We start from the raw sequence: 20,391 nt of genomic DNA, 5'->3' as shown, positions 1-20,391 counted from the left end.
GAGTTCTCACTGAGAACACAGCACCTGCTGCGGCAGTCGCGGAAATTGAAAGTTCCCTGCCACAACCCCAAGAATGGGTATGGCGGGGTCCAGATGTCGTAGCTGAACGGTCTGGAGAGATGCCGCCACGATCCGCACTGGACCCCGAGGCATCCATTCTTGGAGACGCGAGCTTGGAGAGTGAGGAACCGTCCTCGCCTTCAGCCCCGACAGAGGAGCCACGCACTTTCCCTGCGTCGGGATCTCCCGAAGAACAACACCCGGCTCCTGATCAGATCACCCTGCCCTTTTACGTGCACGGTGCCAACGGGGAGGTAACTGCGGATTACGTTGCCTACCGGAGGAATGCCGGGGGCTTCTATGAAATCGATCCCAGTGACATGGAGCGCAATGAGGTCAAAGGCTACCTCCAAATGGGTCTCATATCAGGCAGGTTGGCCTCCAGGAGTCTGGACGGCAGGATTACACCTGTTGAAGCCGGGACACAGTCCGCATCAGACTTCATGGCCCAACAAGCTGACTATTACGCTTGCAATGAGGACGAGCGCAAAGTCAGGCCCTGGCCAGTCCTTGACCCGGAAACCACGTCACAATCACCGGGAGTTTCCACCCCGCCTCAACCTGAGGCTACATCCGCGCCGGTGGGGAGTCCGGCAAACCCTCAGTTCGATACCGTCCAGGTACACAAACCTGCCATTCGCAAGCCCAAGACCGAAGGGGAACGGTTTCTCGGCGTGCTCGATCTGACTCTTGCGGCCCACCGAACAGCAGAAATCAAAGGCATAACCGCTTCTGAACGTGCGCGGTTCCTTGATATAAGGCACACGCCACGGAAAGAGATTTCTCGACGCGCAGGTGCGAAAATTGGCATGCTGAGTCGTGTTCGGATGGCTGCGGCTGCAGCATTACGGAACCCATCAAAAGATGATCCAAAAACACTTTCTGAGCGGGCTATAACCCTTGGAAGCCAGACGACCAGAGACATCGGCAACGTTCGGCACATTTCCGCAGCAGTAACGCCTAGCCTACGGAATGCCGTCCTAAGTTATGAGTCCACGTCGGAGACGCTCAGCAAAGGCATTCAAAGCCTAAATGTCACCGTCACCCAGCACCCGGAATTCCCTAAACTTGCTGAAGCCGTAAGCGAGTGCATGACTGCGCTTTCAACAAGAGGCGGACCTAGAATTACTGCTGAGATGGTTATGGCTGCCGCAAATGACAGTTCACTGTCACTACCTGCGCTCGAAAAGGTTCGTGACAGGGCCAAAGCTATTCTGGAATCAAATCCAGATTTGATGCTGATATCAACCAGCACCAACCTTCTTGCTCAAAAATTAGCCCGTCACTCACGGGAAATCGGGAACGCCATCATCGGTTTGAAGCAATCTGGTCTTCCAGAGGGTCATCTCAAGCAAATCGAAGAAGCGTTAGGCAGATTTCATAAGTCCACAGCGGATATCGGCCCTTCCATTACGCCCAACTCAGGAACGAATCTCCTGAGGGAGACGATTTCCTACATGAGAGATATGTCAGCCCCAGCGAGCCTGGAACAGCGGCCAGAGGCTCATAGTCGTTCACCAGAACCTCTGGAGCATCATAACGACCACGATGTATCGGCGGAACAAGCTACGCATCCTGAACCCTAACCTGTTTGGCCACAGTCAAACGTGGCCGAAGCACAGACAAGGCAGTAAATAGTTTCATGAGCAATGAGATCTGGATAATCGAAGCCCCAGGGAAAAGAAGATATCTCGAACAATCTCTTAAATCTATGGGCCGGGATGCCTTCGTCATCTGCACTGGGGGCCACCTCTTCCGGTATCCTCAAAGGGAAAAGGGCAAGCCAGCACCAGTCGTTATCGACAAGAATTTCAATGATTTCGGCCGGGTGCCCTTAGACATTAAAGTTCTTGCTCGGATAAGACAGGCCGTGCGGCTGTGCCCAACAGTCATTGTTGCGACAGACGCAGATAGCGAAGGTGACGTCATAGCCTGGGACGTAGCAGAACTTATCAAAGATCTTACAACAGATATTGTCAGAGTCCCCCTCAAAGGCATGGACGTCGGGAGCATCAAGGAAGCCATTCTCACTCAAAAGCCAGTGGACCAAGCAGATGCAGTGCCGGGCAGAACGAGGAGGATTATTGACTGGCTTATTGGCTCCGCCTTTTCGGACCGCGGTGTCCCCGTGGGGCGCATCGGAACTGCTGTTTTAGGAATGATTGATGCTGAGCGACCAACCACACTCACCATACGCCTTGCAGCTCCAGCAAGCGATGGCGGATCACCGTGGATTGCTCAGGCACCTGTTAAGGGCGATATTTCAGAAGAAACAGCGCGAAAAATAATAACGCTAGACCTCCCTGCTCTATCGCCGTTCGCAACGCTGGAAAAAACTTTCAAGCCCTCACATATGGGTAACATCATGATCGAGGCGGCCGAGACTCTCGGGCTAACTCCCTCCCAAACAGCGCAAGCTATGCAGGCGTCATACGAGGCGGCAAGACTATCCTACCCTCGTTCATCATCTAATGGAGTGTCACGGGCAGCGGCTCTTAAAATGAAGTCAGCAATGGCAAAAGCCGGGCGCCGAGCAGACATAACTCTACTGACCACAAAAAAACAGTCGGACACTCACGACTCACCCTACCCCATTGGTGACATCAATCTTGCCTTGGACCCCACGAAAATGAGCACGGAGGAAGGTACGCGTGCTCTCATTGCACGCAGTATAGCCCGCGCATCCATGAGGCATAAATATCAGAAGGCGAAGGGCGAACTTGTTGAAAAATACCTTTTGGGAAAAGGTATTCCAGCACCTGCAGCGCGAGCTATCGGCTCTTTGGAATGGTCGAGGGATCTGGGAAACACCATACCCGGACAAAAACGCTGGGTTCACTCTGAAATTTATCATAGACGGGCAGATGTTGTGCTTCTTGAGGTGGCCTTGAATTACGACCTTGGAAAGCCTTCCACTTGGGGTGCGCACATTGAATCTTTCTTATCAAAGGGCCTGGCGGGAGACGATTTAAGCCTAACGACGAAAGGGCTTGATTGGATAAAAAGAAGCCCGGAAGGCCTATTGAGACCGCATCTATCAGCACAGATTGAAAAGGCTTGCGAGACCGTCACTCCAGACCTATTCAAAAAACCCGGACGAACACCCTGGCAGACAAGTGTCGCCAAGATACTCAGAGATCTCCCATTGGATATGGCTGATAAGATGCGCGCTACGGTCGCCAGGCATCCCGTACAGGCCTCTGAGGACTTTAGAGGGGAGGCAGATAAGGTTCAGTCCCTAACCTCTAAAGAGGACACTGCTGCACTAACACGCAGGACAAAGGGGGTCGCACCGATAACATCATCAGGCATGCCATCAAGCCTCCCAGACTATCCTAGCGAAAAGGACACTCCTTCGGTGCTAGGGCTAAGCCTGTAAAGAAATAAAACCAGACTGCCGCATTAATTTCGGGCTTCGGACCTCTTAGGTCCGGAGCCTGTTTTGTATCAGGGCTGAAGCTATTTTCGGCTGGGAACCCCGTCATAGGCGTGAGCCGCTAAAAATTTATGCAAGTATCAACGCCTAAATGCTTGTTTTCACGAAACAACTAAAAAAAATCAGAGCTTCGTAATCTTTATGTAGTAATTAGTCACTTCTTTGGTGATTGCGGGAGAGACCCCGCAACGCGCAGATATGTCAAAATGATACCTACGGCATGTTGCGGGATTTTTTTTCACCAGGGCCGGCTTAGCTCCGCCCAAGAGGAAGAGACGATGCAAGCAAATCTTGATACTGGCTGGGGCGCCATCATTCCGAACCTGACAGCACAGATGCAGCAGAATTTTGAGCAGGACGCCCTCACCCAAGCTGCCCTGGAAGAGATCGGCCTCAAGGGCAATACGTCTTTGACCCCTTCCGATAACGCAATTGCTGTGGTTGTCGAAAAGTTCGGGCTTGGCGCTGAGCTTAAAAGCATTGTGGAAAGATCCGGTGCGGTTTACCTGACACCTGATCAGGTCGCCTCAACAGCCTCCACGGGTTCTGCCGTTGATACAGGTATCGCGGGGGTTAGTGGCTCCGTTTCAACCGCAGCAGCAACGTCCGGCCAGATCATCCTGGACAACACCGCTGTAACACCTTCCGATATCCCTGCAGAATACCAGTCGCTCGGCTACATCCCGACGGCCGTTAACAACAGTCTTGGCACGCCGATTTACATTGCTCCCACTTTCGCTGGTAAGCAGGATGTCGCGATTCAGGCCGGCAATACGCTGTCCCTGACGCTGGATAAGGCGACGTCGACTGTCACGTCGTATGGTGGCTCCCTCGCCGCTCAGGGCTATTCTGATGCCAAGATTGTTGGCACCTATCAGAACCTGAACCTTTCTCAGCTCGGTCTTAAAACCGATGTCAGCGCTGAAGTGACTGGAAGCGCCACCTTGGATTCTGTTTACGGCACTGTCGGGCTGACGCTGTCAGGCAGCGGAGCGCAGGTCATTTCCGAGGATACGAACCTGACCGTGACAGGCAATGGCGGCGTGTTGGACGCAGACAAAAACACACTGACCGCAAGCGGCACTTTTGATTCTTTCCGCATCAACGGTGTCAGCGGCGCCCATGTCAATCTGGGCCTTACCGGCTCCGGGATGATTACCAACAGCACGGGAACCATTGGTGCCACGCTGGAAGGTGACCATGCCAACTTCACGATCGACGGTGCTGGCTACGACTACCTCACCGCCGGCCAAGGCTCCATCACCCTGAACAACCAGGCATCCGCCAACATCACAGGTGTGAATAGCAATGGTGGTAACCTGTTCGTTAACGCGAACGGTGGACAGGTAAACTACCAGGCTGAAACAGATGTGAATGCAACGGTCAATCTCGGACATGGCAATGCCTACATGACATATGGCCAGGGCTATACAGCCACACAGGTCAACATGGCGGGCGATACCAATGCCGACATCTCTGGGTTTACCCCGAGCAACGGGATGCTTCTGGCGACAAACCTGAAGGCCCTTGATGATCTCTCTGTGACGTATGCCGGCGACAATAGCACGGCCTACATCTCAGAAGACGGTAATCCCGGCAAGATCGTTCTGCACGGGGTCCATGACGGTGGCGTTGATCTCCTGACCAGCCTCAATGGGGCCAACTTCACACAACAATACGGTTCCAACACGCTTATGATCGCGCTTAACAGCCACGCTTGATCATCCAGATCTGGATTGGTGATAAAGGGGCGGGCGAGAAATTGCTCGCCCCATCTGTGTTCTCACTGAGAACACGGAAACCGTATGCCCGGAGTTCTCAGTGAGAACACGGATGGGAGACACCATTTTATTCTACTGAGGGAGATTGATCAGAAGCCCTGTTTACCGGAGGTAGTTCGGGCAGATGCAGTCCACATTCTTTGAAAAAAGATGACTCTGGGGACATAACCATTTTACCAAATGGACGCCGCCCCCTTGTATAGCTTAAGACTATTCCCTTCCTTGCCCGTGTAATCCCAACATGCAAGAGACGCCGCTCCTCAAAGACAGTCGAGGAATCCCTCGTATCAAACGGTGACCACCGTCTTAAATGTTTTGATGCATTAGGCGATGGAAAATTGTTTGCTTCCATTCCTGTTATAAAAACGTGATCCCATTCGAGACCCTTGCATCCATGCAAGGTCCCCATATGGACCCGACCATTTTCGGAATCTTCATCTGCATTCGCAGACAGTTCGGCCATGATTAGGAATTCTTGAAGATCATCCTGCATCGATATCAGGTCGCAAAAATCAGCAAGGACAACAAGAGAATCATCACCTTCCCCTTTACCTTTGCGCGATCGTATCCATTCTTTATAGTTCACGCCCTTGGAAGAAATGACATATTCAACAATCTCCCTTGGGGGGAGATCCTCGCTTACGGCGTTTTCCAGCCAGGCTATGTGGGTTGCCAATGATCTCGCGCCGGCCTGAGCTCTGGCAGATGTGCCTTCAGCTTCTATGAACCACGAAAGAGCTTCATACAGGGTGCTATCCGTGTCCGCCATATATTGACTAATTGAGAGCACAGAGCTCGGCCCCAGTCCACGTGACGGGCGTCCTGCAATCCTTCGGAACGCGATATCCAAATGGGGGTTGATGGCCAATTTCAAGTAACTCATTACATCGGCAGAAACTGATCGTCTTATTAGAGAGCAGTTGCCTCGCCAAAGGTGAGGAATGTTGTCTGAAATAAGCGCCTTTTCGACGTTTTTGAGTGTAATCCTGTTTCGGCTAAGGATGGCAACCTGACCGTGTGGCGTACCGCCTGCAACTATTTTTTTGACTTCTCCTGCAATCCATTGGCCCTCAGCACGGTCACTTACGAAAGCTTTAGCCTCAATAACACCGGGAACACCAATATGGCCGATCAGCGTCTTCTTTTGACTCCTTGGGTTCTGATTAGCGACCACACACGCCAAGTCGAGAATGGAAGAAGCAGAGCGGCGGTTGGTTTGCAGGGTTACTACCTCCACGCCCGCGACAGAAGATAGTTTTGGGAAGAGGGAAGGGGTCTCTTCCATTAAATGCGGCAAAGCTCCTCTGAAAGCATAAAGAGACTGATCATCATCTCCGACCACAGATAGCGTGGAGCCGGCATCTACAAACATGTTCACGAGATCGAGTTGAGCTTTGTTTGTATCCTGCCATTCGTCGACAAGTAGATGGCATATATTAAACTGATATACAGTTTCTGGATTTTTTCGCATTGCTCGGACGGCCCTGATGGCAAGATCGCCGAAATCCAGGCTGTTCATACGATACTTTGAAATTTCGTATTCTTTATAGGCCTCAAATATTACCGGCGTAATCGTCCTGTGCTGAGAGGCTAAATTTGATGCCGCCTCATGAATACCAATGCCATTTTCCTTAAGACGGGCAATTTCCTCTCTTACTCTCCGGAATTTTCCATGTTGTGACATTCTCAGCCTTTTATCCTCTTCAGGGCTGACGATATCGATAACTTCTTTGAGGATATTCTCGGACTCGTCGTCTGAAAGTATCGTCCAGCCCTTTTTTAAGCCGGCGAGGGTATGGTTTTTCCTGAGATAGCTGGCAGCAAGTGAGTGCAGGGTTCCAAACCTCATCTCGTTAACGCCAGACGCTCCTGTGGCGATTATCTGCTCTCTCAAGGAGGCAGACGCCTCTCTGGTGAACGTGCAGGCCACGACAGACGAGGGAATCGCATTACGCGATAAAATGACCGCAGCACGGCTGGCTAGACATCTTGTTTTGCCACAACCAGCCCCGGCTCTTACGACGAGAAGTCCCGCGACTGATTCAGCGGCCTTTTTTTGATCGGGGTCTAATAGAGTGAGAAATTCATTCATCGCAAATTATCTAAAAGGTTAAAGGAATGAGGGAGGGAAGGGCGGTCAGCTTTCAGGCAAGTGTTGTAGCAAGGATTATCATCACTAACCTTGGCATGCGTGATCCTTATCCTTTCAGCGCAAAAATTCTTATCCGATAAGCAGTCGTTCACAGCACATAGTTATTGGAAGGGGTCCCGGTCAAGGCGCACTTAAACCAAATCGCAATTTCGTGGCCGAGGCACCACTCACTATTATATTCATATATTCGGGCGATTTTTTTTCTTTGTTTTCAGTGGGTTATTGGCCTCTTAGACTACATATCGCGCTGAATTAGACTACAAATCGCGCTAAGGTTTACCCACCCTAGAGCCGTCTTGGACTACAAATCGCGCGGAACTTTACCTCTAAAAACACATTAAATTTCGATTTTTTGTAGTCTAAAAGAGGAGGCATCTCACCTGCTGTGGAAAAGATCACATTTTCCCTTATTTATCAGTAGGTTAAACCACATTACCAAAAGTCATTTAGACTACATATCGCGCTGAATTAGACTACAAATCGCGCGAAAGGCGAGACATAAGGGCCTCTTTCTGGGCAAAAACTGTCCTTGTGTTGGTGGTCTTTGCGTCCATGACATGGCATGACATATCCATGCATTTCAAAGCGAACACGAAATAGATTTTGAGAGACAAAAGTGGTTGCCGATACACCCCATAAAACAACGCCTTTTATTCACCTCCGCGTTCATACCACTTACAGTCTGGCTGAAGGCGCATCTTATCCTAAAGAGATGCTGGGGCTTGCGGCCAATATGGGTGTGCTCGCTGTCGCAATCACAGACCGAGATTCAATGCACGGCGCATTCGATTTCTCACTTGCTGCAAAAGACTGCAAAATTCAGCCAATTATTGGGATTCAACTGACTGTTTCGTTAAGCCCGAAACCAGGATCTATTACGGGAAATATCATTCTCCTGGCCTGTTCGGAACAAGGCTATTCCAACCTCAATGGACTACATCTGCGGGCATCTAGGTCTGAATTCTCCTCTGGGGGCCTACCCATTGAACAACTTGGAGACGCTGTTGATGGAATTATATGCCTAACCGGAGGTGGCTTAGATGGCTTCCTGCCTGCCATTGCCAAAAGATCTCCTGGTGACCTCAATTACGTCACCCACCAAATGTTACGATTGTTCGGGGATCGCCTCTATGTTGAGATATCCCGGAATTCGGCCCCTGACACGGAGAAGGCAAAGGTAGAAGATACCCTCCTTCAGATCGCGGACGGTGTGGCCGGTTCTGTAAAATGTAGCGATGGGGTTGAACGTCGCCAGATCCCCATCGTTGGTACCGTCGACGTTTGGCATGCCACGCCTGATGGAAGAGATGCTTGGGTTATGCTCAGGGCCATATCCAGCTCTGACAGGGTGAGAATGCGCAATGACGGTACTCTTGTAAGCGACCTTCCTCCTTCACACCTTCTCTCGCCAAACGCGGCGAGTGATCTTTTCTCAGATCTTCCAGAAGCGGTGGCCAACACCCTTTCCATCGCCCAGAGATGTGCCTTTGCTGTTCAGAAAGACAAGCCAACACTACCGGCCTTCCCAGTGCCTGAAGGTGAGACAGAGGAGGATCACCTACGCAACCAGTCTGTTGGCGGCCTGCAGGATCGACTTGTAAGGCTCGGCCTCTCGAAAGAGGAAGAGGGTAAGTATTACTCCAGACTGGATTACGAACTTTCTATTATCAACAAGATGGGTTTCCCCGGATATTTCCTTATCGTCGCCGATTTTATCCAGTGGGCACGATCTCAGGACATCCCAGTTGGCCCAGGACGTGGTTCTGGCGCAGGCTCGATAGTCGCTTGGGCTTTGACTATTACCGATATCAATCCGCTAGAATTCGGACTTCTATTTGAGCGCTTCCTTAATCCCGAACGCGTATCCATGCCGGATTTTGACATCGACTTTTGTCAGGATCGCAGGGAAGAAGTTCGCTCGTATATCGCTCAGAGATATGGAGAAGAGCGGGTTGGCATGATCACGACCTACGGGAAGATCAAGGGGCGGACGGCTCTTCAAGACGCGCAGCGAGTACTATTTCACGAAACGTTTGGGCAGGCTGCCTTCGGGCTGATGAAATCTATAAAAGACGTCCTGCCACTAGACCCCAACAAAAAGCCCGAGAGCATGCGGCTCCTGGACGCTTATAACGCAGACAGCACATTTCGTGAGAAAGTTAATTCTGATCCCATGGGGCCAATCCTATGCCGCATGGCGGGAAAGATTGAAGGTCTTGTAAGGAACCGTGGAGCGCATGCCGCAGGCGCAGTGATCGGCAACAAGGCCCTGACCGAAATTACACCTGTTCAGTTTGATTCAGGTTCTGGCCAGAATGGCTTCCTTGTGTGCGATTACAACATGAAAGGCGTTGAAGGTGTAGGACTGGTCAAGTTCGACCTGCTTGGTCTTGTTACGCTAACCATCATCCATCGCGCCATTACCTATATTGATAAGATGCATGGCGTTAAAATCGACGTGCAAGCTATCCCTCGGGACGATAAGGGCGTCTTCGAGATGCTTTCTCAGGGCCATTCATCCGCCGTCTTCCAGTTTGAAGGGGGAGGAATGCGGGATTGCCTTATGAAGGTGAAACCGGAAAGGCTTGAGGATCTGATTGCGATCGTCGCCCTATACCGACCTGGCCCTATGAAATACATTCCGGCATATATCTCCGGGAAAGAAGGCGTTCCCTACGAAACACCGGGCGGTGACAGGTGTAAACCAATCCTCGATGAGACCTACGGCATTATGGTCTATCAAGAGCAGGTGATGGCCGTTGCGCAGGAGGTGGCCGGCTATTCGCTGGGAAGTGCGGATCTCCTTCGGAGGGCGATGGGGAAAAAAATTGCTTCAGAAATGGAGAAGCAAAAGCATACGTTCATTTACGGAGACACTACGTCTGTACCTCCAATCCCAGGCGCCATAGCACGCGGGATGACGGAGGAAGCTGCTATCCAGCTATTCAAAGACATTGAACCCTTTGCCGATTACGGCTTCAATAAGTCCCACGCTGCCGCCTATGCCTGGATTAGCTACATTACGGCATGGCTGAAATTCCACTACCCGGCTGAGTTTCTGTCGGCCCAAATCAGCTACTATGACAAGGCTGAAAAGAGGGCTGTGGTTAAGGATGAGCTAGACCGGCTTGGGGTGCGAATGCTCCCTCCGGATGTCAACAAATCATTCGCACAGTTCCAACCCGAATTCGATGGGGAGAGCTTCAAAGGGGTAGCTGTTCGTTTTGGTCTGGCCGCCGTTAAGGGGGTCACAGATGAGAACGGAGCCATTCGAGATCTGGTTGCCGAGCGAGACAAGAACGGAGAATTCAAGGATCTTCCCGACTTTATGGAGCGAATTGGCCACAGAAGTAAGAGCGATCAAATATCTGGATTGGTCGCCTGCGGGGGATTCGATAGTTTGTGGCCGGTGAGGTCTCAGGCAGAAGAAATCCTGATGTGGCTCATGAAAGACCGTGGCCTTAAAGAGAGAAAGAAAGCCGCATCAGGTGATATGTTTCAGGCAGCAGGTGTTGACGCCTCTGTGGCCATTCCGGCTCGGCTTCAGACCATTTCCGAATGGGGAAATCGAGCAGACCGTGAGTTCGCAGCGGTAGGGTTCTATTTTGGTCGTCACCCTCTTGATCGCTACCTCAAACGAATGATCAAAGGTGGGGTGAGAAGAAGAGCATCGTTCATCGAATGGATGAAGAGCAACGGCAGGGGGCGATTGAATGGTCGTCGCCTGGCGGTAATGGTCGATGACGTAAAGCGCGCCAAAAGTCGCAATGGGACGGACTATATATCTGCTACTTTAAGCGAAAAAAGTGACACTTACAGAGCTAACTGCTTCGCGGCTGCTACAGTCCTTGCATCTGTCATGAAGACGTTGGAGGGGGCAAAAACCTCCCGCGTTCCAGTTGTTATAGAGGCTTCAATTACATGGGATGGTGAGTCCTCCAGCCAAGTTATTAATGCCGCCTGGACGGCGAGTGATTTTCTGGAAGGAGTGCGTGGTGATCTCACGATAATTGTCGACACATCCCAAATACCTCCAGATGCAGCGTTACTCATGAGCGCAGGTGAGGGGGATAATCTCACTCAGATAGGGCTGAAAAATATAATCAGCCGCATCGAGAAGGCCCTTTCCCCACACAGCCACGAGAGCGGGTCCTTAATCCATATAGACGCATCCGGGGCTGAAGAGGGGCAGGGGGAGACGATATCCCTGTCTGGTCGGTATGCGGTGTCAAACGCTACGGAGGGAGCGATACGCTCAATGCCGGGCGTGATTGATATTCAGGACTCTCTCGACTTAGTTGATTAGCCCAGTAAATGCTCTTCAGCTAAGTGATAACTTTGGCGTAGGCGTATCGTTCTGCCCCCGGCCGGTCTGAGGTATTGAGATGCTGGCAGAACCCGAGTGTTTTGTCTGGCCTGAGAGATCGCTAAGGGCCTTAGCCTCCAGAGAGTGAAACGCGCTCTCAACCAAGCTATATCCGCTTCCCCAGTGGGTCTTGATGGGGTCCTGGATATCGACCTCTCTCAATTTGCTTCTCAGGCGACAGACCATCACATCGATAGTCTTGCTTTGAGGAGGAGCTTTTCCGACGTAGAGCGTGGATGCGATTGAGGCCTTGCTCAGCAAATTGGATTTTTTGTGAGCAAGCATCGACAGGATGTCGAACTCGGTATGAGTTAAAGAAAGAGGTTCACCGTCGATGAGGACCTCTCTGGCATCATCACAAACCTTCATTCGTCCGACTACAATTGTCTGGCTGGCAACCCCTCCTCCTGTGGCGCGCCTTACCACAGCTTTCATCCGTGCAAGGAGTTCTACCGGCTCAATGATATTACAGACGCAATCGTCTGCACCGGCCGCTAGAATTTCAGCGACATTAGCTGGGATAGGAGAGCGCACGATAACAAGTATCGAGAGGTTCAGCCTGTTGCCCCGGATAGTTTTGATGATTCTGGGGTCGGGAGAAGTTTGCTGAATAACCGCAAGATCAAATGGGTAATCTCGGAGGGTATCAATGGCGCCTTCTCTTCCCGAAATTTGGAGAGATACGCCGCCCTCACGCACGGCTTGAGACAGAGCCTTACACGGACTTCCATCCAGGTTCTTTTCACTATCGCCGATACACAGAACCCGCATGTAAAACCCTTCTCTCGAAGATCAGAAAAAGAACGCGTTGGCATTAACGTGTCGAAGGCAAAGATAACGGTCAAAGACATCATATCCAGAATAAAAAACATCTGAGAGACGGAAAGCTTGTGCCTTGCATGGCTTTGTAAAAATAATTTGCAAGGTACCGCAAAGGACAATTTGACCAGCAAAATTTTATCCTTGGTTGCGGACTTTTTTTTCTTACGCTTGGGGGAAGGGGACTTCAAATGGCGCTGTCCATAGGCCTGCACCCCTCAACTGTCTGAGGATCTCGTGATGACAAACAATCTCACCATCGGTGGTGTTCCGGTCAATGCTGACGGCCGCCGCAACTCACTGTTTTCTCTGTTCTCTCTCTTCGCCTTCGTGCTGGCAGCCTGCCATGCCACCATGTCTGCGGCAAAGACCACAGCCGTGAAAATCAAAATCCGGCTTACACAGGGCGGGGCGGGAGCGAAATTTGCCCATGTTGCTGGTTTTCTTCTGTTCTCCATCGCGTTCATGCCGAAGAGCGCGTGGGCCGTCGATGAAGAAAGCTTTGGTGGCATGGCCAACAATGTTGTGCAGCAGGGCGGACCAGCCGCTAAAGCTGTCCTCGTGCTGGCATTGATTGGGGGGCTGGCTACTGTTTGGGCCGGCGGCAAGAAAATTATCGCCGCCTCTGACTCGCAGGGGCGCGAGCCTTTTGGTCCCGGCATTGTCCGCATTGCCATCGGTGGTCTTTTGTGTGTGCTCAGCACGTTCACACTGTTCGCGTCCCATTCATTCACCAACGGCAACACTACAAGTGTAAGCGTTGGAACAGTGAATGGCATGGAAGGCGGGGACTAATCCCTCCAGCTCTTCCGGCTCTTACTCTAAGTAAGCGGCCGTTCACAGAAAAGGCCCGCTTCGTGCGGGCCTTTTTTGTTGGGTGATCGTTCAAACTTTAAACGATCGTGCCACCATCGATTCTTGTAGAAGGCATCTGAAACACTCCTGATTTTGGGTAATCTCAAGTATTATTGAGTTTTTTGCTTCGCGCAACAAAAAAGACCCGCACAGGGCGGGTCTTTTCCGGTTGTGACGCTCTGCTTAGGACGGAGTAAAGATATTAAAGAAGAAATCTATCCTTGTGTCAACGCGCCTCCGGCAAAAATTCAGGATAAATTTCTTCAGGAGTTGAGGCGTGGTTCGCTTCCGGGGTGTGTCGCACTGCACTTTGAATGGCCATCTTGGCACGCCAGTCTCTTGTCAGTGAAACAACGGATCCTCTTAGTTCTGGTTTGGTATAGAAAACAAGGTTTTTATCGCATTGTAGAGACGTAATAAGTTTAAGAATATCCTTGCTGTCTATGGTGCGTGTATCCCCCGCAAAGAACCCCGTTTCTGAAACAAGCTTCTGAGGATATTTCTTCTGATATTCTTCTGTCGTAGCCGGAGTAAGGAGAAGATCCCGGAAAACCGGGGAGAGGTAGGCAGGAAGGCTTTTTTCTTTTTCAGGCAAGACAACGGCAACGGAATCGCTATTCCCAACGCGTCGTATTTTTAGTGCATCGCATTTGGGGTCGAGGGATTCAGCAACGATGATTTCTGCCTGTCGTCGCAACAACTCCAGTGCAACCACGGGTGATGGTATTCTGACCGGTGTGTGGGCGATCCTCACTTCAGCAGGCCTAGGAACGATAATAGACATATTCATCCGGGAATGGATGTCTTTCCATGTTCCCGCTTCGCCAAGGCCAAGGTGATGTGCGTCCAGTATGCCGTTCATCAGGTTGCCATCTATGATCGTGCGGAAAATTTCGACTTCACCATGGGGAGCCTCATTGCACAGATTGAGTAGTGAGGATCTTGTGTCGGTTTCATTAAGGAAACGTGCCCCGGAATAGCGCAGTATAGCGTCTAAAGAGACGATCGTGGGCTCAGAGGCGCCTGGCAGAAGAGCGGTGACGTGATAGTCTCTAAGGACATTCACCCTGTTTACTACGGGGTATTTGATGTCGAGAATGATGTGAGGTTGCATCGCCCCCATATCATCCGGGAGCATCACACCACACCCAGGAACGATCTCTTGCAGAAACCTGACCGCTTGGTTCAAGCGTCTCTGCATGACCTGAACATGGTTTTCATGTCTTTCGCAGAGAGCCGCTCTCAGCGTTTTATGTATTTCTCCATCCATGGCGCGGGTTAGGATCATCTCGCGCCGCGTTTCCAGTGTCTCAAGATAGGGTTTTGGGTCATAAGTCTTTCGTAAGCGTTGCCGGGATTCCCTAACAATCTTGCCGACCACATCTGATCTCAGCGGTTTTTTGGTGACTGTTTTAGAGATGACTGTGGCTGTTACGTCTGGGCCTTTGAGGGGGTCATCTGACCCATCCCCAGGCTGGAGGATGAACCGTTTGACAGGTTTCCATTGCCCTTCAAGGGATCGGACCAGATTGGGATTGATGGAGTATTTCAGTCTATCCTCATACCCCGCAAAGAAAGCGGTAATGATGCTCCTCGCCTTAGAGACCGATACCAGAGGGAGGCGGCGGAAAAGCTTATTGACGAAGTAGAGCTCTTTGTCTGAGTTCGCTACGGTGATGTTGAGGCTAATCCCCATCTCGGTAGCAATGTGGCGGTTGAGGTTGAGGAATTCTCTGGCGACATCCTCCCCAATGAGATCGATAGGATCAGTCATCCCAGTGCTGACGCCGGAGGTCTCGGCTCCAGTTAAATTGGCGTCGAGTTTGTTTTCTTTCCGATCACCGTTTGTCAGAACGAACGTATTGTAGGGAAGACCAGTATCCAGAACACTGAATAGAGGCTTAGTGCGCTGCCCCCGTCGATTAACTCGACCTTCCATTTGGCGCTTTTCCCGAATGTCGCCAATTAGCGACACCCATACCATGTGGGCTTGAGCAGATTTCTGGAACTTATCGTGCGCCGACAGGCCCGTGCTTGCAGCTTTGGTGAAGATGGCGGCATCAACCCCACCGTTGTTCAAGCGGGCAACGGTCTGGTTACGGTTGATGAGATTCTTCTCGTATTTACCACCATTAATCCGCAAAGAACGCCCGGAAACCTCGCCGACAACGTAATTTCGTCCCTCCGCATTCTTGTGGGCTTCCACAATTTCGCGGATCTGATCGATCGGATAAAGGGGCATGTCGTGTATCTGCGAGACGAGTGCTTTCACTTCGTCACTTTGCTTTTGCAGCCCGTCATACTCTTTGCGAAGGTCCACATGCTCACTGACCCTCTCCGTTTCACCATCAGGTGTGTATTTATGAAGAACTGTGGATACGGCATCTACAAAGCGGAATAAGGCTGCCTTAATAGTTGGTGGATCAGGATCGAGAACGTCATCGTTTTCCCCGACGATTTCACCTGCGCGAAGCTGGTTCATAATGCTTTCCATCGTCGCCTCGATGACGGCAATAGGTTTTTGCCCATTGCGCAGAGATTCGAGAGTGACGCTGGCGCAGAGATCCACGTTTAGAGCTGTAAGGATCTGGTTCTGGAAGGAGGACAGGCGACTTCCGAAAGGTGAAGTGGTCCAGGTTTCCTTGAATTTGTTGTGTTGTTTTCTATCTTTGTCCGGAATGCTTTTTAGAAGTTCTTTATTTTCAAGGTTGTAACTGGCTATTATGCTACTCACCTGTCTGGCCATTATTGCAAGACGGGATAATATAGGCGCAAGTTCATCCGACACGCGCTCATTTCTCTCGATAATTTCATCGGATGGCCTGATTATTTTGGTTTGGATACCATCCATATCAAGTTCATGGCGAATGATGCCGCCCGCTGTAGATGCCTCCTTAACGGAAGCCTGCGACAAAGCGATCTGGATATGTCGAGGAAGATTGGCTGTGCCAGGGATGTTCGCAAGCCACGGCATGACGCTTGTGTATGCGCCAAGATTGGATATGTCCGCAGCGAATGTTGCAGAGCTTTCCGTTGTGGAGGCCGCCCGAGACCTGGCGAGGTCGATATTGTATCGCGTGTTACTTTCGCCGGCAGCTTTATGTGCCTCGTCCAGAGCCAGATGGGCGTTTTCGGATATAGCCTCCAGAAACGCAGCCCTTGGTATTCCCGGCCTGTTTACCTGACTGTGGGTAAGCATGACCAGCCTGCAGCCGTCCGGCAGCCGCTTATCACGTACGCATTGGGTGACTGATTTCTTGGAATAAGGTTCAACGAGAACAGGGGTATCCGGATCTTCGACGTCAACGATCGTTGCGCCTTCATTGATCAGAAGGGGGCGTCCGAATAACTCTTCACTCTCGATACCTCTAATATCCCGCCAGAAGTCACTGAAAAGATTTTCCTGAAGCGTCATGAAGACGACGTTGCGACCGCGCAGAACTGCAGCAAGGCATGTCGCGGCGAGCACGCGCCCTTTCCCGAAACCTGTCATAGAGGCGACGATGACGCCTCCGGCATTAGGCTCCTCCCCGCGAGCCTTGGCTTCAGCAGCATCGTCTGCAGCCAATATGGCCAGTGCCGCAGTATCTATCTGCTCCGCTGAAAGGACCCTATAGAGCTTCTCTGGTGCCCACTGAAGGCGATCTGACATCCAGGCATCGACATCACCAACTCTTCTCTTCAGTTCACTCAGAGCCTCGTACAGTTCTGATGCGATGGACCTTGGAAGCATCGCGTCAGTTCGCTGGCCTTGCGACAGAGGGTGATAGGGGACCTGAAATTTTTTCTCCTTGTCTGCCAGAACCAGATCCTCCTGCCAGTGCGGAGGGGGGAGGGGAGTAACCTTTATTTCCGGGAGACTGAGAGACATAGCCTTGGTCGGGTTCCTGTACGCGTTAGACAATTTATGAGCGTGGTCGAATATGGACTTTTCGGAGACCGGGAGTGGGCGCGCTCCTTTGCGAACAGCCGATGTCGCCCATCCTTTGGAATATGAACTGAGCCCAGAATTTTTTTCTACTCTGTTCATAGCAGGAAAATGCCTTTAGCGCACATTGCAGATATACCTGCAGTATCGTTATTTCAACGCATAGGACCAGCAATGATAGTGCCGGAGAATAGGTAATTCACCCTCCGAAGTATGATTCAAATAATCAGAGCAGTTGATGACTCAGATATTTACTAATATGGCAGGAAAATGATTCAAACATAAATACGGATTCAGTATTAATTAGAAAAAATCGCAAAGTGGCAAGGAATAGATGTTGACTTAATCCTTGATTGGGTGTTTTAAAGTCAGCAACAAGGATAAAATACGATCGGACGTAGAATGGAAACCCATATCGAGGATACTGGGCTTGTGTTGTCTCATATTCCGCCAAAGCCTGAAGAGGAGCAGTCTCGGCGACAATTCGGATCGTTCAGAAAGCACGACGAGAAAGACAAAGAGGCGGGAAAAGCTGACCTTTACAGGACGCATCCCTGGGTATCCAGATCCATCCTTGCCCGCGAACAATTTGAAGGGCCGGTATGGGAATGCGCCTGCGGCCGCGGCGATGTAGATAGAGAATTACGTCTTTTAGGGTATTCCACTCTCGCGACAGACCTTCATGACCATGGCTATGGAGACAGTGGAAGAAATTTCCTTGAGTCCACTGCGTGGTCGCATGACATCATGACAAATCCGCCGTATAATATCGGCACGAAATTCATTGGTCATGCAGTGAAAATCGCTGATGGAAAGCTAATTTTTATCGTGAAGCTTTCATTCCTTGAGGGAGCTATGCGGTTTTGCTCTATATACTACGAGACCCCACCCTCCCGAATATATGTATTTTCTGAACGCCCCACCTTTGTTGAAAGTCAGGAGGGGCTTTGGCCAGAGGAGGCAGCAGATTATGAGAGTTGGCTTGCCGCCAAGGGGAGTATGGCCGGAACTATGGCGCTTGTGTGGGACAAGAGGGAGTTGCGTCTCCCCCCAGGAAGTGGAGCGGAAACTTTCTGGATAGCCCCTGGTGAAAAGCCGAAGTCGAAATTTGTCAAACGTGTTCGGAAAATGGAAGAAAAGCACGGAACAAAGATCATTCAGGATCTCGAAAAGGTTGGACCTTTCTTTGCGGAGCCACCTCCGAACAGATCTCAGCGCGCTACATGAGAGGGATATCTCGATGCTCAAGCCCCTGAATAGTATTGCAGCCACGTCTGAAGCAGACAAAGACTGTCACCTCATTTTTGATATTGATGGCGTTATCCTTGATTGGGTCTCGGCCTTCATGGCCTGGGCAAAGGATGCGCATCGAATTCGCTCTTCAGTCCTGCCGGAGGAGATCCGGGCCTTTAACCTCGCTGGATACTTCTCACATCACCGAACATTGCGGGAACGGAAATTGATCCATCTCGTGGAAGAGTTCAGCAAATCAGAAGGCTTCAGGGAGATTAAATCTTTCAATGGCGCCGCGGATTTCCTTGAAGATGCAAATGAGGCAGGCCTTAAAATTCATGCTGTCACAGCATGTGGAGGCGCGGAGGCTGAAGCAAGTCGGAGATATTGCCTGCGGCGGCAGGTCTTTTGGCGTGATGAGTGGCCGCTTCATGTGCTTCCGCTGGGAGCGTCCAAAAAAGAGGTGCTCTCCCAATTTCCAGCAGATCGAAGCCTTTTCATCGACGATCTCCACAAAAACGTGACCGAAGCGAGAGAGGCAGGCATTCGCGCTGTATGGCACAAAAGCATGCACGGCACGCTGTACGAAGATATGGACGAACACCTGCTATCAGAGCTGTATACATCCTCATGGGACGATTTGAGGTGTGAGGTCCACTCTTTCCTTTTGCAGATTTCTCCCGCGATGGCGGACAAATATGACGGAGGACTCCTCAGAGCAGAGGCCCTACATGCTGAGGAAGCGTATAGATTGCTCTGATGAATTTTCCAACATATTTCTAAAAGTTTTTTGTTATGGTATGATTACTCTAAGATACAGTGTATTTTTGACAGGAGATAATTTTGAGTCTCGATGTATATTTTCGGATGCCTGAATTTGCGAAACTGCCAAAGGAAGAACGCACCGGCATCTTCCTGAGAGATGAGGGTGTTACGCAGCAGATTACACGCGAGGAGTGGGATCGCCGCCTCCCAAATCTTGATCCTAGCTTATATGAGGTGTGCGAAGATGATGGGACGGTGTTCAGCCTCAACATCACGCACAATCTGGTCGAGATGGCTCAGGAAGCGGAGCTGTATGAAGCATTGTGGCGGCCTGAAGAGATCGGAGTTTCAACTGCCAGCGATCTGATACCGAAACTGGAAAATGGTCTTGTCACTCTGATTCTTGAGAAGGAGAGACTGTTGCAGTTCAGCCCCGATAACAAATGGGGATCTCATGATGCGCTTCTGGGGTTTGTCCGAGAATGCCTCCGCGCAGCACAGAAGTTCCCATCAGCCGAAGTAATTTCCTGTCGATAAGACGGGTATTAAATCTGAAGCCACCTCTGCATATGTGGGAAGGGTTGAGCGCCTAGGCACCTGGCCCACCCCTTGGTAAAGGTCATTTTGCTGGCCGCCAGGCTGTTAATCCCAATATAGTGCCCAGTTTTGAGGCCTATGAGAACGGCTTCAGCGCTTTCAGAGTCCTGACCTCCGAAGGCAGAGGGACCGGCGATAAGAAGCTCAGGAGGGACTTCTGCAGCTATTGCTGCCGCATAGCTCCACGCTGTTGCCGAGACATCATCCGCCTGAATGATTGCTCTGACAGTCGGATCAGTGTCCGGGTCAAAGGACATTACTCTAGCTTTAAGACAATATTCTTCGGCTGCAGCCAGGATCTCCGGACTCTCAACGTCCCCATCTATGAGCGGACGAAGGAATGAAGGTATCGTGGCAATGTGGCCCGCCTCATGCAAGATCTCGCCGAGCGTCTCTTCG

At 51.0% G+C, this 20,391-nt stretch carries 12 protein-coding genes; 8 read left to right on the top strand and 4 right to left on the bottom strand.

All coding sequences use genetic code 11. The features are described 5' to 3' along the window. From AD930_RS00575 to AD930_RS00565, 3 genes are all read left to right on the top strand, one after another. On the top strand, nucleotides 1-1,646 hold a 1,646-nt coding region (locus AD930_RS00575), incomplete at its 5' end, for a hypothetical protein (protein ID WP_208598536.1). A gap of 56 nt (nucleotides 1,647-1,702) precedes the next feature. Further along, entirely contained in the window at nucleotides 1,703-3,439 is a 1,737-nt protein-coding gene (locus AD930_RS00570) for a toprim domain-containing protein (protein ID WP_061504739.1), read from the top strand. Nucleotides 3,440-3,774: 335 nt separating this feature from the next. Continuing rightward, entirely contained in the window at nucleotides 3,775-5,217 is a 1,443-nt protein-coding gene (locus AD930_RS00565) for a hypothetical protein (protein WP_061504738.1), read from the top strand. 127 nt (nucleotides 5,218-5,344) lie between these two features. Here the strand turns inward: AD930_RS00565 and AD930_RS00560 are convergent, their stop codons facing one another. Beyond that, complete coding sequence (locus AD930_RS00560; protein WP_082781588.1) at nucleotides 5,345-7,369, bottom strand: ATP-dependent helicase; 2,025 nt, start codon at nucleotides 7,367-7,369, stop codon at nucleotides 5,345-5,347. A gap of 676 nt (nucleotides 7,370-8,045) precedes the next feature. On the opposite strand from AD930_RS00560, the gene dnaE reads away from it, so the two are divergent. Beyond that, nucleotides 8,046-11,735, top strand: a complete 3,690-nt coding sequence (gene dnaE / locus AD930_RS00555; protein ID WP_082781587.1) for a DNA polymerase III subunit alpha — start codon at nucleotides 8,046-8,048, stop codon at nucleotides 11,733-11,735. Nucleotides 11,736-11,750: 15 nt separating this feature from the next. On the opposite strand, the gene AD930_RS00550 is transcribed toward dnaE, so the two are convergent. Continuing rightward, nucleotides 11,751-12,566: a response regulator transcription factor gene (locus AD930_RS00550; protein ID WP_061504735.1), complete on the bottom strand. Its 816-nt coding sequence runs from the start codon at nucleotides 12,564-12,566 to the stop codon at nucleotides 11,751-11,753. Between the two features lie 288 nt (nucleotides 12,567-12,854). Between AD930_RS00550 and AD930_RS00545 the strand changes: the two genes are divergently transcribed. Continuing rightward, complete coding sequence (locus tag AD930_RS00545) at nucleotides 12,855-13,409, top strand: hypothetical protein (protein WP_061504734.1); 555 nt, start codon at nucleotides 12,855-12,857, stop codon at nucleotides 13,407-13,409. A gap of 286 nt (nucleotides 13,410-13,695) precedes the next feature. Here AD930_RS00545 and AD930_RS00540 read toward each other — a convergent pair whose 3' ends face one another. Further along, on the bottom strand, nucleotides 13,696-17,340 hold the full coding sequence (locus AD930_RS00540; protein WP_061504733.1) for a hypothetical protein: 3,645 nt from the start codon (nucleotides 17,338-17,340) through the stop codon (nucleotides 13,696-13,698). A 459-nt stretch (nucleotides 17,341-17,799) separates the two neighbouring features. Between AD930_RS00540 and AD930_RS00535 the strand changes: the two genes are divergently transcribed. From AD930_RS00535 to AD930_RS00525, 3 genes are all read left to right on the top strand, one after another. After that, nucleotides 17,800-18,624, top strand: a complete 825-nt coding sequence (locus AD930_RS00535) for a hypothetical protein (protein ID WP_061504732.1) — start codon at nucleotides 17,800-17,802, stop codon at nucleotides 18,622-18,624. A 13-nt stretch (nucleotides 18,625-18,637) separates the two neighbouring features. Further along, entirely contained in the window at nucleotides 18,638-19,390 is a 753-nt protein-coding gene (locus AD930_RS00530; protein ID WP_061504731.1) for an HAD family hydrolase, read from the top strand. Nucleotides 19,391-19,473: 83 nt separating this feature from the next. Next, nucleotides 19,474-19,932, top strand: a complete 459-nt coding sequence (locus AD930_RS00525; protein WP_156476784.1) for a hypothetical protein — start codon at nucleotides 19,474-19,476, stop codon at nucleotides 19,930-19,932. 8 nt (nucleotides 19,933-19,940) lie between these two features. Here the strand turns inward: AD930_RS00525 and AD930_RS18025 are convergent. Beyond that, the coding region (locus tag AD930_RS18025) for a hypothetical protein (protein ID WP_061504729.1) at nucleotides 19,941-20,391 on the bottom strand (451 nt) is incomplete at its 5' end.

It is taken from the genome of Acetobacter malorum, assembly GCF_001580615.1.
Lineage (GTDB): Bacteria > Pseudomonadota > Alphaproteobacteria > Acetobacterales > Acetobacteraceae > Acetobacter > Acetobacter malorum.
Note: the sequence above shows the minus strand (reverse complement) of the source record. Positions and strands in the feature narration are given on the sequence as shown.

Bases quoted from the DNA above. Each gene is read 5' to 3' on its own strand.
- AD930_RS00570 (WP_061504739.1), top strand. From the start codon at position 1,703: ATGAGCAATGAGATCTGGATAATCGAAGCCCCAGGGAAAAGAAGATAT.
- AD930_RS00565 (WP_061504738.1), top strand. From the start codon at position 3,775: ATGCAAGCAAATCTTGATACTGGCTGGGGCGCCATCATTCCGAACCTG.
- AD930_RS00560 (WP_082781588.1), bottom strand. From the start codon at position 7,369: ATGAATGAATTTCTCACTCTATTAGACCCCGATCAAAAAAAGGCCGCT.
- AD930_RS00550 (WP_061504735.1), bottom strand. From the start codon at position 12,566: ATGCGGGTTCTGTGTATCGGCGATAGTGAAAAGAACCTGGATGGAAGT.
- AD930_RS00545 (WP_061504734.1), top strand. From the start codon at position 12,855: ATGACAAACAATCTCACCATCGGTGGTGTTCCGGTCAATGCTGACGGC.
- AD930_RS00540 (WP_061504733.1), bottom strand. From the start codon at position 17,340: ATGTCTCTCAGTCTCCCGGAAATAAAGGTTACTCCCCTCCCCCCTCCG.
- AD930_RS00535 (WP_061504732.1), top strand. From the start codon at position 17,800: ATGGAAACCCATATCGAGGATACTGGGCTTGTGTTGTCTCATATTCCG.
- AD930_RS00530 (WP_061504731.1), top strand. From the start codon at position 18,638: ATGCTCAAGCCCCTGAATAGTATTGCAGCCACGTCTGAAGCAGACAAA.